At 71.8% G+C, this 12,470-nt stretch carries 13 protein-coding genes and 2 riboswitches; of the genes, 7 read left to right on the forward strand and 6 right to left on the reverse strand.

The genetic code is table 11. The annotated features are described in order from the left end of the window. The first annotated feature begins 47 nt into the window (after positions 1-47). Together QSK45_RS23430 and QSK45_RS23435 are read left to right on the forward strand one after the other, a co-directional pair. The gene (locus QSK45_RS23430) at positions 48-848 is read left to right on the forward strand and encodes a polysaccharide deacetylase family protein (RefSeq protein ID WP_285559983.1); all 801 of its coding nucleotides are present in this window, start codon (positions 48-50) and stop codon (positions 846-848) included. Continuing rightward, positions 848-2,035, forward strand: a complete 1,188-nt coding sequence (locus tag QSK45_RS23435) for a YncE family protein (RefSeq protein ID WP_285559984.1) — start codon at positions 848-850, stop codon at positions 2,033-2,035. Before QSK45_RS23430 ends, QSK45_RS23435 begins: the two co-directional genes overlap by 1 nt. Here QSK45_RS23435 and QSK45_RS23440 read toward each other — a convergent pair. After that, entirely contained in the window at positions 2,006-2,698 is a 693-nt protein-coding gene (locus QSK45_RS23440) for a GNAT family N-acetyltransferase (RefSeq protein ID WP_285559986.1), read from the reverse strand. The genes QSK45_RS23435 and QSK45_RS23440 overlap by 30 nt on opposite strands. A gap of 49 nt (positions 2,699-2,747) precedes the next feature. Between QSK45_RS23440 and QSK45_RS23445 the strand changes: the two genes are divergently transcribed. After that, positions 2,748-3,659: a MerR family transcriptional regulator gene (locus QSK45_RS23445; RefSeq protein ID WP_285559988.1), complete on the forward strand. Its 912-nt coding sequence runs from the start codon at positions 2,748-2,750 to the stop codon at positions 3,657-3,659. 59 nt (positions 3,660-3,718) lie between these two features. Further along, entirely contained in the window at positions 3,719-3,931 is a 213-nt protein-coding gene (locus QSK45_RS23450; RefSeq protein WP_285559990.1) for an EF-hand domain-containing protein, read from the forward strand. A gap of 51 nt (positions 3,932-3,982) precedes the next feature. Here QSK45_RS23450 and QSK45_RS23455 read toward each other — a convergent pair whose 3' ends face one another. The 5 genes from QSK45_RS23455 to gcvT form a co-directional block, all read right to left on the reverse strand. Next, positions 3,983-4,537 carry a glycoside hydrolase family 25 protein gene (locus QSK45_RS23455; protein WP_285559992.1) on the reverse strand — a complete coding sequence of 185 codons (555 nt, stop codon included), beginning with the start codon at positions 4,535-4,537 and terminating at the stop codon, positions 3,983-3,985. Between the two features lie 442 nt (positions 4,538-4,979). Then, entirely contained in the window at positions 4,980-6,347 is a 1,368-nt protein-coding gene (locus tag QSK45_RS23460) for an L-serine ammonia-lyase (protein ID WP_285559994.1), read from the reverse strand. 55 nt (positions 6,348-6,402) lie between these two features. Beyond that, positions 6,403-7,668, reverse strand: coding sequence for a serine hydroxymethyltransferase (gene glyA, locus QSK45_RS23465; protein ID WP_285559995.1), 1,266 nt, complete (start codon positions 7,666-7,668; stop codon positions 6,403-6,405). Between the two features lie 14 nt (positions 7,669-7,682). Continuing rightward, the gene (gene gcvH, locus QSK45_RS23470; protein WP_285559996.1) at positions 7,683-8,063 is read right to left on the reverse strand and encodes a glycine cleavage system protein GcvH; all 381 of its coding nucleotides are present in this window, start codon (positions 8,061-8,063) and stop codon (positions 7,683-7,685) included. A gap of 131 nt (positions 8,064-8,194) precedes the next feature. Continuing rightward, positions 8,195-9,313 carry a glycine cleavage system aminomethyltransferase GcvT gene (gene gcvT / locus QSK45_RS23475; protein WP_285559998.1) on the reverse strand — a complete coding sequence of 373 codons (1,119 nt, stop codon included), beginning with the start codon at positions 9,311-9,313 and terminating at the stop codon, positions 8,195-8,197. Between the two features lie 44 nt (positions 9,314-9,357). Beyond that, a riboswitch (glycine riboswitch) is annotated at positions 9,358-9,470 on the reverse strand. Beyond that, positions 9,471-9,568: riboswitch (glycine riboswitch) on the reverse strand. A gap of 179 nt (positions 9,569-9,747) precedes the next feature. Between gcvT and QSK45_RS23480 the strand changes: the two genes are divergently transcribed. The 3 genes from QSK45_RS23480 (at position 9,748) to QSK45_RS23490 (ending at position 12,234) form a co-directional block, all read left to right on the forward strand. Beyond that, the gene (locus QSK45_RS23480; RefSeq protein ID WP_395484921.1) at positions 9,748-10,428 is read left to right on the forward strand and encodes an AAA family ATPase; all 681 of its coding nucleotides are present in this window, start codon (positions 9,748-9,750) and stop codon (positions 10,426-10,428) included. Positions 10,429-10,472: 44 nt separating this feature from the next. Next, positions 10,473-11,258, forward strand: coding sequence for an enhanced serine sensitivity protein SseB (locus tag QSK45_RS23485; RefSeq protein WP_285559999.1), 786 nt, complete (start codon positions 10,473-10,475; stop codon positions 11,256-11,258). 151 nt (positions 11,259-11,409) lie between these two features. Continuing rightward, positions 11,410-12,234 carry an enhanced serine sensitivity protein SseB C-terminal domain-containing protein gene (locus QSK45_RS23490; protein WP_285560000.1) on the forward strand — a complete coding sequence of 275 codons (825 nt, stop codon included), beginning with the start codon at positions 11,410-11,412 and terminating at the stop codon, positions 12,232-12,234. Positions 12,235-12,470: the final 236 nt, after the last annotated feature.

Consider the following 12,470-nt stretch of genomic DNA (forward strand, 5'->3'; position numbering starts at 1 on the left):
GCCCACTCTTCGGGTAATCCGCCCTTTTCTTACCTTTCGCCCTTTGAATGGCGTGGGTGACCACCACCAACCGTCGCGACGCGCTGCGCGCGGGTGCCGGGCTCGTCGCGGGCGGCGCGCTCGCCGCCGGGTGCGGTACGGGCTCGACCGCCCCGACCACCGCCACCGCATCCCCCCTCGCCACCCCACCGGCCCCGTCCGCCCCCGTGAAGGCATCCCCCGCCCCGGCCCCCCGCGCCTACCCCGGACAGCCCGCCCAGATCACCCACGGCCCGCGCACCCGCCCCCGGGTCGCCCTCACCTTCCACGGCCAGGGCGACCCGGATCTCGCGCAGGCCCTGCTCACCACCGCGGAACAGCACGGCGCCCGCCTCACCGTGCTCGCCGTCGGCACCTGGCTGGACGAGCATCCCGGAATGGCCCGCCGCATCCTCGACGGCGGCCACGACCTCGGCAACCACACCCAGCGGCACATCTCCGTCAACGACCTCGCCGAGGCCGACGCCCGCAAGGAGATCACCGACTGCGCCGACCGGCTCAGCCGGCTCACCGGCTCCATCGGCACCTGGTTCCGTCCCTCCCGCGCGCCCACCGCCTCCGCACTCGTCGCCCGCCTGGCCCGCGGGGCCGGCTACCCGCACGTGCTGTCGTACGACGTCGACTCGCTCGACTACACCCGCCCCGGCGCCGCCGCCGTCACCCGCAAGGTCCTCTCGGAGGTGCGCGGGGGCTCGGTGGTGAGTTTGCATTTCGGGTACGAGGACACGGTCGCCGCCCTCCCTGACGTCCTTGAGGAACTCGACCGCCGCGAACTGCGCGCCGTCACCACCACGGAGCTGCTGAGCTGATGCGAACCACGAAAGCCGCCCGCCGGCTGGCCGCCGGTGCCGCCCTCACCGCGCTCGCCCTGGTGTCCGCGTGCAGCGGCCGGGCCGAGCACCGCGAGAACGAGGCCCTCGGCAGCAAACCGCCGGTCCAGCCGCAGGTGAACGAGGCGCGGGTGGACGTCCTGCCCGGCATGCCCCCGGTCGAGGACCCGGCGGACATCTACTCGGCGGACCGTCCGGGCCGGTTCTCGCCGGTGGTCAGGGACTTCCCCTCCCGGGTGTACGTGCCCAACACCAACTCCGACACCGTCACCGTGATCGACCCCAGCACCTACAAGGTCATCGAGACCATCCCGGTGGGCCGCCAGCCCCAGCACGTCGTGCCCTCCTGGGACCTGAAGACCCTGTGGGTCAACAACGACCTCGGCAACAGCCTGACCCCGCTCGACCCGCGCACCGGGAAGGCGGGCAAGCCGGTCGACGTGCACGACCCGTACAACCTGTACTTCACGCCCGACGGCAAGTACGCGGTCGTCATGGCCTCCATGGACCGCCAGCTGGTGTTCCGCGACGCGCACACCATGAAGACGGTCAAGGCGCTACCGGTCAGCTGCTACGGCGTCAACCACGCCGACTTCTCCCGCGACGGCCGCTACTTCATCGTCTCCTGCGAGTTCAGCGGCGAGATCCTCAAGGTCGACACGGCGAGGATGCGGGTGGTCGGGCAGGAGAAACTGCCCGTGCACGGCTCCATGCCGCAGGACGTCAAGGTCTCCCCGGACGGCAAGCGGTTCTACATCGCCGACATGATGGCCAACGGGGTGTGGATCCTGGACGGCGACAGGTTCACCATGCCGACGCTCCTCTACACCGGCAAGGGCGCGCACGGTCTCTACGTCAGCCGCGACTCCCGGGAGATGTACATCTCCAACCGGGGCGAGGGCACCATCTCCGTCTTCGACTTCGCCCGGAACAAGCTCACCAAGAAGTGGGAGCTGCCCGGCGGCGGCAGCCCCGACATGGGCGGCGTCTCCGCCGACGGCAAGGTCCTGTGGCTGTCCGGCCGCTACGACGCCGAGGTGTACGCCATCGACACCCGCACCGGCAAGGAACTGGCCCGCATCCCGGTCGGCAGCGGCCCGCACGGCCTCGCCGTCTACCCCCAGCCGGGCCGCTACTCACTGGGGCACACCGGCGTCTTCCGCTGAGGCCGGGCCCGGGGGCGAGTCCGCGGCCGAGGCGGCGGGCCGAAGCAGCAGCTCCGCGCCGACGGCACGGAAACCGGCTGCCTGGAACGCCCGCAGACTCCGGGCGTTCCCCGGTGCCACCTGCGCCCACAGCGGCTCGTCGGCCAGTCTCCGGGCCGCGCCCGCCAGCAGCCGACCGAGGCCCTTCTCCCGGGCCCCCTCGTCCACCTCCACCGACACCTCCAGCCGCCCGGCCATCCCGCGCCCCATGACCAGCACCCCGCCCTCCGTCCGCCACGCGCGTACGTCGTCCCGGCGGCCGAGGGCGTACCGGATCCGCGGATGGCCGGCGTCCCGGATCTCCGTCAGCGCGGGCGGCGGCCCACCGGGGAGCGGGGCGCCCACCAGCAGCGCGTCCACCGTCTCCGAGCGCCGGCCGGTGCGCTCCAGCAGCGCGGCCAGGAAGCGCGGGTGCAGGGCGGCCGCCAGCGGATCGCAGTCCGGGCCGCGCAGCGCCTCGTACACCCACGCGGGGTCCTCGTCCGTGACGACGACGGAGTGCGCGGTGAACGCCAGTACGCCCGCGTCCCGCGGCGAGGGCTGCGGTACGACCGTCGTACTGCCGTCCGCCGCCGGGAACACGCCCCGGGCCGCACCGTCGAGAATGTCCCGCAAGGTCTCCAAGGCGCCGCTCCTTGAGTCTCCACCCACTGGAAGGCTCAGACTCCCAGACATGAACGACGACGGCACCGCACTTCTCACCATCGGCGAGCTGGCGCGGGCCACCGGTCTGACCGTGCGCACCATCCGCTACTGGTCCGACGAGGGCGTGCTCGCCCCGGTGACCCGCTCCGCGGGCGGCTACCGCCTGTACGACGCCACGGACGTCGCCCGCCTGGAGCTGATCCGGACCCTGCGTGAGCTTGGTCTCGGTCTGGACGACGTCCGGCGGGTGCTGGCGGGGGAGCGGACCGTGGCGGAGGTCGCGGCGACGCACGTCGCGGCGCTGGACGCGCAAATCAGGTCGCTGCGGGTGACCCGTGCGGTGCTGTCGTCCGTCGCGCGACGCGGCTCGACCGCGGAGGAGATGACCCTGATGAACAGACTGGCACGGCTGTCGGCGGCCGAACGGCAGCGGATCATGGCGGAGTTCGTGGCGGAGACCCTTGAGGGGCTGGACGCCGTGGACCCCGAGGTCCAGGAACGGATGCGCGCCACCACCGTCGACCTCGCGGACGACCCCACGCCCGAACAGGTCGACGCGTGGGTGGAGTTGGCGGAGATGCTCCAGGACCCGGACTTCCGGGCGCAGATGCGCCGCGCGATGGAGTTCAACGCGGCGGACGGGGCATCGGGGGAGGCGCGCGGCCGCTCCCTCTGGTTCGCCAAGCGCCTGGTGGAGCTGGTGGCCCCGGCCCGCGAGCGCGGCACCGCCCCCGGGTCGCCGGAGGCGGAGACGGTCCTGCGCGACCTCTTCGGCGACGCCGACATGGGCGCCGTACTCGACCGCATGACGGCAGGCTTCAACGACCGCGTCGCCCGCTACCGTGAACTGGTCGCCATCGTCAACCGCACCCCGGCGCCGCCGCACGCCGAGGACTTCGCCTGGGTGGTCGCGGCACTCCGTGCCCGTGCGGACGGTTAATCTGACCAGCGTCAGTACGCCAGCATGGCACGAGAAACACGAACAAAAGGGGCGGATCGGTGGCGGACATCGAGGAAGCACGCAAGCAGTTCCAGCGGATCGACGCGAACGGTGACGGATTCATCACCGCCGCCGAGTTCAAGTCCGCCCTGGCCCAGGGGGGCGACTGGAACGTCACCGACGCGGTCGCGGAAGCCATCATCAAGACCCGCGACCTCAACGGCGACCAGGTCCTGTCCTTCGACGAGTTCTGGACCTACCTGAACAAGTGACCTGCCCGTCAGGGGTGCCCCTTCTTCCGGCAGCGGGCACCCCTGCGTGCGTCACCCGGCCGCCCACTCCTTGAGCGCGGCCTCCGACGGGAAGTCGGCCAGGTCCTTGTCGTGGGGATCGCTCGCGTACTGGTGGAAGCGCCACTTCGCCTTGATGCGGGGCTTGCCCGCGGTGACGTAGTCGGCGATCCAGAGACCGTCGCCCGCGTACGAGGTGCGGTCGATGTTCAGCCAGAAGTCCCGGTTGGTGTAGAGCACGACCCGGTTGTGCGGCCGCAGTTCTTTCAGCTTGCGGATGAAGATGTCCTTCTCCGCGTTGCCGGCGTGCGTGCCGTCGCTCGTGGTCTCCCAGTCGACGGCCAGGATGTCGCCGGCGCGTTCCGGGGCGTGCTGGAGGAAGTAGTCGGCCTGGGCCGTGAGGTTGCCCGGCCACAGGAAGTGGTAGAAGCCGACGACCAGCCCGGCGTCGCGGCCGGTCTTGGTCTGGGCGGCGAGGCGGGGGTTGACGTACGAACGGCCCTCGGTCGCCTTCATGAAGACGAAGGAGAGACCGTCCGTGTCATATGACGCGGACTGGAAGGAACTTACGTCGATGCCGTGGAGCATGCAGGGTTAGTGCCCGCCGCACGGCCCCCCGGAAACTTGCCCCCGGTCGCGGCGCGTTGACCGGGGCCGGAGAGCCACCGACGGTGGCACACGCTCGCGCCGGGGCGCGATGAACCCTACCGGCGAGGGAGGACGGCGCATGGGCGCGTTCACCGGCTCGCGCGCGATCTCCGGGCGCCGTTCCCTGTATCCGTTTCCGGCCACTCCCTCCTGATTCGCGTTGCGACGCGCGAGGGGCCGGTGTGATGCTCCCCGGCATGGCCGGCCAGGGGGACGGGATGGATGTGACGGCGGGGACACGTTGGCCAGCAGCCCTGACAATTCGTGTTAGCCGAGAACCGTCTGACCGGTCTTGAGGCCGACCCGCAGCAGATGGTTCTCGCGGTCGCCCGCTACGGGATCATCCGGCGTGGGCTGGCCTCGTCGGGGGAGGGTCGTGGCCTCAGCACTCGATGATGTTCACCGCGAGCCCGCCCCGCGCCGTCTCCTTGTACTTCACCGACATGTCCGCGCCGGTCTCCTTCATGGTCTTGATGACCTTGTCGAGGGAGACCATGTGGGAGCCGTCGCCGCGCATCGCCATCTTGGCGGCCGTGACCGCCTTCACCGCGGCCATGCCGTTGCGCTCGATGCACGGGATCTGGACGAGGCCGCCGACCGGGTCGCAGGTCAGGCCCAGGTTGTGTTCCATGCCGATCTCGGCCGCGTTCTCGACCTGTTCGGGCGTGCCGCCCAGCACCTCGGCGAGCGCGCCCGCCGCCATGGAGCACGCGGAGCCGACCTCGCCCTGGCAGCCGACCTCGGCGCCGGAGATGGAGGCGTTCTCCTTGAAGAGCATGCCGATCGCGCCCGCGGCCAGCAGGAAGCGGACCACGCCGTCCTCGTCCGCGCCCGGCACGAAGTTGATGTAGTAGTGCAGCACCGCGGGGATGATGCCGGCCGCGCCGTTCGTCGGGGCGGTCACCACCCGGCCGCCGGCCGCGTTCTCCTCGTTCACCGCCATCGCGTAGAGCGTGATCCACTCCATCGCGCGGGCCGACGGCTCGCCCTCGGCCCGCAGCTGGCGCGCCGAGACGGCGGCGCGGCGGCGTACCTTGAGCCCGCCCGGCAGGATGCCCTCCCGGGTCATGCCGCGCTGCACGCACGCCCGCATCACCCGCCAGATCTCCAGCAGGCCCGCCCGGATCTCCTCCTCGGTGCGCCAGGCCCGCTCGTTCTCCAGCATCAGGGAGGAGATCGAAAGTCCGGTCTCCTTGGTGAGGCGCAGCAGCTCGTCGCCGGTGCGGAAGGGGTACTTCAGGACCGTGTCGTCCAGCACGATCCGGTCCGCGCCGACCGCGTCCTCGTCCACGACGAAGCCGCCGCCGACCGAGTAGTAGGTCTTGCTGAGCAGCTCCGCGCCCGAGGCGTCGAACGCCCATATCGTCATGCCGTTGGCGTGGTACGGCAGGGCCTTGCGGCGGTGCAGGACGAGGTCGTCGTCGAAGGAGAAGGCGATCTCGTGCTCGCCGAGGAGCGCCAGGCGCCCCGACTCCCTGATCGACTCCACCCGCTCGTCGGCGCCCTCCACGTCCACCGTGCGCGGGGAGGCGCCCTCCAGGCCGAGCAGGACCGCCTTGGGGGTGCCGTGGCCGTGTCCGGTCGCGCCGAGCGAGCCGTACAGCTCGCAGCGCAGGGACGCGACCGAGGCCAGCAGGTCCTCGTTGCGCAGCCGGCGGGCGAACATGCGCGCCGCGCGCATCGGGCCGACCGTGTGGGAGCTGGACGGGCCGATGCCGATCGAGAACAGGTCGAAGACCGAGATGGCCACGGTCACTCCTTGGGGCAGAGGTGGGGCACTCTCCGTCGAGTGCCCCACCAGGGACTTACTTGCTCAGAACCGGGTACAGCGGGTGCTTGTCGGCCAGGGCCTTCACCCGGGCCTTGAGGGACTCCGCGTCGTAGGACGGCTTGAGCGCCTCGGCGATCACGTCCGCGACCTCGGAGAAGTCCTCGGCCGCGAAGCCGCGGGTCGCGAGCGCGGGCGTGCCGATCCGCAGGCCCGAGGTGACCATCGGGGGGCGCGGGTCGTTCGGGACCGCGTTGCGGTTGACCGTGATGCCGACCTCGTGGAGCCGGTCCTCGGCCTGCTGGCCGTCCAGCTCGGAGGCGCGCAGGTCGACCAGGATCAGGTGCACGTCCGTACCGCCGGACAGCACGTTCACCCCGGCCTCACGGGCGTCCGCGGCCGTCAGGCGCTCGGCGAGGATGCGGGCACCCTCGACGGTACGGCGCTGGCGCTCCTTGAACTCCTCGGACGCCGCGACCTTGAAGGACACCGCCTTCGCCGCGATCACGTGCTCCAGGGGGCCGCCCTGGAAGCCCGGGAACACGGACGAGTTCAGCTTCTTCGCGAAGTCCTTCCTGGCGAGGATGATGCCGCCGCGCGGGCCGCCCAGGGTCTTGTGCGTCGTGGAGGTGACCACGTCCGCGTACTCGACCGGGTTCGGGTGCAGACCGGCCGCGACCAGGCCCGCGAAGTGCGCCATGTCGACCCACAGGTACGCCTCGACCTCGTCCGCGATCCGGCGGAAGGCGGCGAAGTCCAGCTGCCGCGGGTACGCCGACCAGCCCGCGATGATCACCTTGGGGCGGTGCTCCTTGGCGAGCCGCTCGACCTCGGCCATGTCGACCAGGCCGGTCTCCTCGTCCACGTGGTACGCGACCACGTTGAACTGCTTGCCGGAGAAGTTCAGGCGCATCCCGTGGGTCAGGTGGCCGCCGTGCGCCAGGTCCAGGCCGAGGATGGTGTCCCCGGGCTGGGCCAGCGCGAACAGGGCCGCCTGGTTGGCGGAGGCGCCGGAGTGGGGCTGCACGTTGGCGTACTCGGCGCCGAACAGCTCCTTGATCCGGTCGATGGCGATCTGCTCGGCGACGTCGACGTGCTCGCAGCCGCCGTAGTAGCGGCGGCCCGGGTAGCCCTCGGCGTACTTGTTGGTGAGGACCGAGCCCTGCGCCTCCATCACCGCGAGCGGCGCGAAGTTCTCGGACGCGATCATCTCGAGCGTGGACTGCTGGCGGAGCAGCTCGGCGTCGACCGCGGCGGCGATCTCCGGGTCCAGCTCGTGCAGGGGCGTGTTCAGGACAGTCATACGGCTACGACTCCTCAGCCGGCGGTGTGGGCGTCGTACTCGTCGGCGGAGAGCAGGTCGGCCGGCTCGTCCGTGACGCGTACCTTGAACAGCCAGCCGCCCTCGAAGGGCTCGGAGTTCACCAGCGACGGGTCGTCGACGACGTTCTCGTTGACCGCGGTGACCTCGCCGGTGACCGGGGAGTACAGGTCGGAGACCGACTTGGTGGACTCCAGTTCACCGCAGGTCTCGCCTGCCTCGACGGTGGAGCCGACCTCGGGGAGCTGGGCGTAGACCACATCGCCGAGCGCGTTGGCCGCGAACTCGGTGATGCCGACCGTCGAGACGCCGTTGTCGTCGGCGCCCGACAGCCACTCGTGCTCCTTGCTGTAGCGCAGCTGCTGGGGGTTGCTCATGGCCTGAATTCTCCTGTACGCGCGGGAGTGCTGATGACGGGGGGACGGTGGTGACCGCCGATGGGCGGGCGAATGTGCGCAGGGTCACGTGCCCGCCCGGCGGGGGGCGGGGGCGCGACCGGGCTCGCTGTCTACTTCTGGCGCTTGTAGAACGGCAGCGCCACGACCTCGAAGGGCTCGTGGGTGCCGCGGATGTCCACGCCGACGCCCTCGGTGCCGGGCGCCGCGTGCGCCGCGTCGACGTAGGCCATGGCGATCGGCTTGCCCAGGGTGGGGGAGGGGGCACCCGAGGTGACCTCGCCGATGACCTCGCCGCCGGCGACGACCGAGTACCCGGCGCGCGGGACGCGGCGGCCCTCGGCGACCAGGCCGACGAGGACGCGCGGCGGGTTCTGCTCCGCGCGGGCGGCGGCCTCGACGAGCGCGGCACGCCCCACGAAGTCGCCCTCCTTCTCGAACTTGACCACGCGGCCGAGCCCGGCGTCGAAGGGGGTCAGCGAGGTGTTCAGCTCGTGCCCGTACAGCGGCATGCCCGCCTCCAGGCGCAGGGTGTCGCGGCAGGACAGGCCGCACGGCACCAGGCCGACGCCCTCGCCGGCCTTGGTCAGCGCCTGCCACAGCTCGACGGCGTGCTCGGGCTTCACGAACAGCTCGAAGCCGTCCTCGCCGGTGTAGCCGGTGCGGGCGATCAGAGCGGGGACGCCGGCGACGGTGCCGGGCAGGCCCGCGTAGTACTTCAGGCCGTCGAGGTCGGCGTCGGTGAGGGACTTCAGGATGCCGGGGGAGGCCGGGCCCTGGACGGCGATCAGGGCGTAGGCGTCCCGGTCGTCGCGCACCTCGACGTCGAGGCCGCCGGACCGCTCGTCGAGGGCGTCCAGGACCACCTGGGCGTTCGAGGCGTTGGCCACGACCATGTACTCGGTCTCGGCGAGCCGGTAGACGATCAGGTCGTCCAGGATGCCGCCGTCGGCCTGCACGATCATCGTGTAGCGGGCGCGGCCGACGCCGATGGAGGCGATGTTGCCGACCAGGGCCATGTTCAGGAAGTCGGCCGCCTCGGGGCCGGTGACGGTGATCTCGCCCATGTGGGAGAGGTCGAACAGGCCCGCCTTGGTCCGCACGGCCACGTGCTCGTCGCGCTCGGAGCCGTAGCGCAGGGGCATGTCCCAGCCCGCGAAGTCGGTCATCGTCGCACCGAGCGAGCGGTGTACGGCGTCCAGCGCGGTGTGTCGGAGTTCGGTACTGCTCATCGGTCGGTCGTCTCCCAGGGCAACAGGGATGGGGCGAGGAACGTTCCTCCCCATCTGTCATCGGAACCTGAGAGGTTCGCCGGGACCGCCAGGGGGGCGATCACGGTTTGCACCTTGGGTGGGGCCGCTGTCACAGCGGCCCGCTTTTCAGATGTGCCTCGCCCGCGCGGTAACGGTGCCTGAGAGATTCAAGGGAGGGACTTGCTCCTTCGGCGCCCCAGCGAAGCGTGCCGGGGACTCTCCCGCGCGGATTCAAACGGCCGGTATGCAGTTGGCCGCCACATCATTGCACGTCGCACCCCCGCCCGTCAGGGGCCGTATCCGTAACCGAGCTGTGGCGGTACGCGCACCCGCCCGTGGCACACCGGGTATTACCTTCCCTTTACGTCGGCCGGGCAGGGAGATTACCGAACCACAAGGGGAGGACGATCATGGTGAACAGGACCATGGCGCACGCGACCGGCGTCCCGGCGCCGAGGAGCCTCGCGGCCCGGGAGCGCGGGGCCGCCCGCCCCGTGTCCGTCGTGCGGGACCTGCGCGGCCGGGCGGCCCCCGGCCCGCGCGTCCTCCGCTTCGGCCCCCGTGACGTGGTGGTGCTCACCGGCCTGCCCGGCAGCGGCAAGTCCACGCTGATGCGCCGCGCGGTCACCGCCCGCCGCGTCGACTCCCAGGACACCCGGGCCCGCTTCGCCGCCCGCCTGCCCCGCCTGCTGCCGTACGCCCTCTACCGCCCCCTGGTGCGCGCCGCGCACTACCTGGGACTGCGCCGCGCCCTGCGCACGGCACAGGGCCTGGTCGTGCACGACTGCGGCACCCAGCCCTGGGTGCGCGCCTGGCTCGCCCGCGCCGCCCGCCGCTCCGGCGGCACCCTGCACCTGCTCCTGCTGGACGTGCCGGAGGAGACGGCCCGCGCGGGCCAGCGCGAGCGCGGCCGGTCCGTCTCCCGGCTCGCCTTCGGCCGCCACCGCCGTACGACGGCCCGGTTGCTCGGCGCGGTGGAGCGGGGCGAACTGCCCGCGGGCTGCGGTTCGGCGGTGCTGCTCGACCGGGCCGCGGCGGACGCCGTGCAGCGGATCGTGTTCACGGAGTACGGCTCTGTCACCGGTACCCGCTAGCCTTCATGGTCACAGAGCAGTGGTTCCCAGCAGGCGGTAGGCAGATGGACTTCCCGGCGGACATTCCCGCGGACTTCCCGGCACAGGCGCACCCCCACCCGCACGGCGGTTGGCCCGGCAACGAGCTGGAGGAGGTGCTGTCGGCCTCCCTCGGCATACCCGCGGCGGGCGGCCGGATCATCGAGGTACTCGGCCGCAGCTTCGTCTGGGTGCCGCTGCCGTCCGGCGGCGGACCCGGCGGCGGCCCGCTGGACCTGCCCACCCTGGAGATCGACGGCCAGGCGTACGTCCCGGTGTTCAGCTCCGAGGAGCAGTTCCGCCAGGCGGTCGGCTCCCCCATGACGTACACCATCGCCCCGGCCGTGGAGTTCGCCCGCGGCCTGCCCCCGCAGGCCGGCATCGCGGTGAACCCCGGCGGCACGGTCGGCATCCCGCTCCCGCCGGACGCCGTCGCCGAGCTCTGCCGCGCCGGCCGCACCCCGCTGGACGGCCCGGCCACCGGCGGCCGCGTCCGCCTCTTCGAGCCCGACTGGCAGGACGACCCGGTCGACTTCCTCTCCGCCGCGTCCGCCGAGTTCGCCGCGACGGGTGTGGTCCTCACCGCCCGCCGCTGCCTGGCCGCGATCGAGACCGCCGACCCGGTCATGTTCGTCGGCGTGGAGCTGTCCCAGTGGGACGGCGACTTCCGCGCCCTCCCCCTGGAGGCCCTGGGCCGTGCCCTCGGCCGTGTCCCGGTCCCCTGGCCGGTCAACCTGATCCTGCTGGACGCGACGGACGACCCGGTGGCGGAATGGCTGCGGGCGAATGTCCGCCCCTTCCACGCCCACTAGAACCCGGCGGTGCGAGGCCCGGCCCGAAGGGGCGGAAGACGCGCGACCGGCCCACCACGACGCGCACCCGCGCACGAACACAGGGGCCCCGAGCCACCAGGCGCTTAAGCTGTCCCCACACGCGGAGTATGGAAAAGAAGGGCACGACAAGGTGAGCGCGAGCCACAGCGGCAGCGTCGGCGGCGGTGTCGAACACACGCTCCGCCATGTCACGCCCGGACGCTACGACGCCTACGAGGCCCTTCTCCGCGCCCTCGCCACCCCCTCCGCGGGCCAGATCTGGATGCTGCTGTGGCACGGGCAGGCCGGCTCCCCGGACGCCCAGTACGGGGACATGGAGGTCGACGGCGTCCACTACGCGCCCTGCGTGACCTCCGCCCAGGAGCTGTCCGCGAGCGGCTGGAGCCGTTCGTACGAGGTCGTCGACGGCCTGGACGTCGCCCGCACCCTCTACCCCGACCACTACGGCCTCTGGCTCAACCCGCACGCCCCCGGCGGCGGCGTCGGCATCCCTTGGCTGGACCTGCGCCGCATCGCCACCGGCCTGGACCGCCAGCCCGCTGGACCGCTCCGGCTGTCCGAACCCGGGATCGAGATCCCCCAGTTCTACGCCCTGCTCGCCCAGCACGCCCACCGCACCCCCGCCCTGCGCTCCCTGCGCCGGGCCTGGGTGCAGCCCGCGCTCGGGGCGCCGTACCTCGCGATCGGTCTGGACCTGTACGAGACCTCGCCCGCCGCGGTCGACTCGGTGCGCGCGATGATGCAGCGCTCGGTCGGCGCCGTTCCGGAGGGCCTGCCGGTGTCCACCGTCGCGCTGACCGACGACCACGACCCGGTCGTGATGTGGATGCGGGCCCAAGCCCGCCCGTTCTACGACCGCGAGGCCCATGCCGCCGCGCCCGCCGCGCAGCCCCAGCCCCAACTCCAGTCCCCGGCGCCGGGCTACGGCTATCCGCCGGTGCGCGGTGGTTACTGAGGTTCCGCCGCTTCCGACGCCGTTCCCGCCGTACCTCCCGAACCGCGGCATTACGGCGATGTGTCCCAACTGACCCGTGTCCGAGGGCCGTTACCCACTGTCCGGATAACGGAATCCTCCGCAGTGCATCACGGTTGCGCATACTTTCACCGTCAGCTCTGGCGAGTGATCGCGAAGACGCTGAAGACTCCCCACTCAGACCACGAGGCTTGAGAACTCGTGTTCGCTTGCAAGTC

Origin of the sequence: Streptomyces hygroscopicus subsp. hygroscopicus (genome assembly GCF_030269125.1) — a bacterium.
GTDB classification, from domain to species: Bacteria; Actinomycetota; Actinomycetes; order Streptomycetales; family Streptomycetaceae; genus Streptomyces; species Streptomyces hygroscopicus_C.

Bases quoted from the DNA above. Each gene is read 5' to 3' on its own strand.
- QSK45_RS23485 (WP_285559999.1), top strand. From the start codon at position 10,473: ATGGACTTCCCGGCGGACATTCCCGCGGACTTCCCGGCACAGGCGCAC.
- QSK45_RS23430 (WP_285559983.1), top strand. From the start codon at position 48: ATGGCGTGGGTGACCACCACCAACCGTCGCGACGCGCTGCGCGCGGGT.
- QSK45_RS23455 (WP_285559992.1), bottom strand. From the start codon at position 4,537: ATGCTCCACGGCATCGACGTAAGTTCCTTCCAGTCCGCGTCATATGAC.
- gcvT (WP_285559998.1), bottom strand. From the start codon at position 9,313: ATGAGCAGTACCGAACTCCGACACACCGCGCTGGACGCCGTACACCGC.
- QSK45_RS23445 (WP_285559988.1), top strand. From the start codon at position 2,748: ATGAACGACGACGGCACCGCACTTCTCACCATCGGCGAGCTGGCGCGG.
- QSK45_RS23435 (WP_285559984.1), top strand. From the start codon at position 848: ATGCGAACCACGAAAGCCGCCCGCCGGCTGGCCGCCGGTGCCGCCCTC.
- gcvH (WP_285559996.1), bottom strand. From the start codon at position 8,063: ATGAGCAACCCCCAGCAGCTGCGCTACAGCAAGGAGCACGAGTGGCTG.
- glyA (WP_285559995.1), bottom strand. From the start codon at position 7,668: ATGACTGTCCTGAACACGCCCCTGCACGAGCTGGACCCGGAGATCGCC.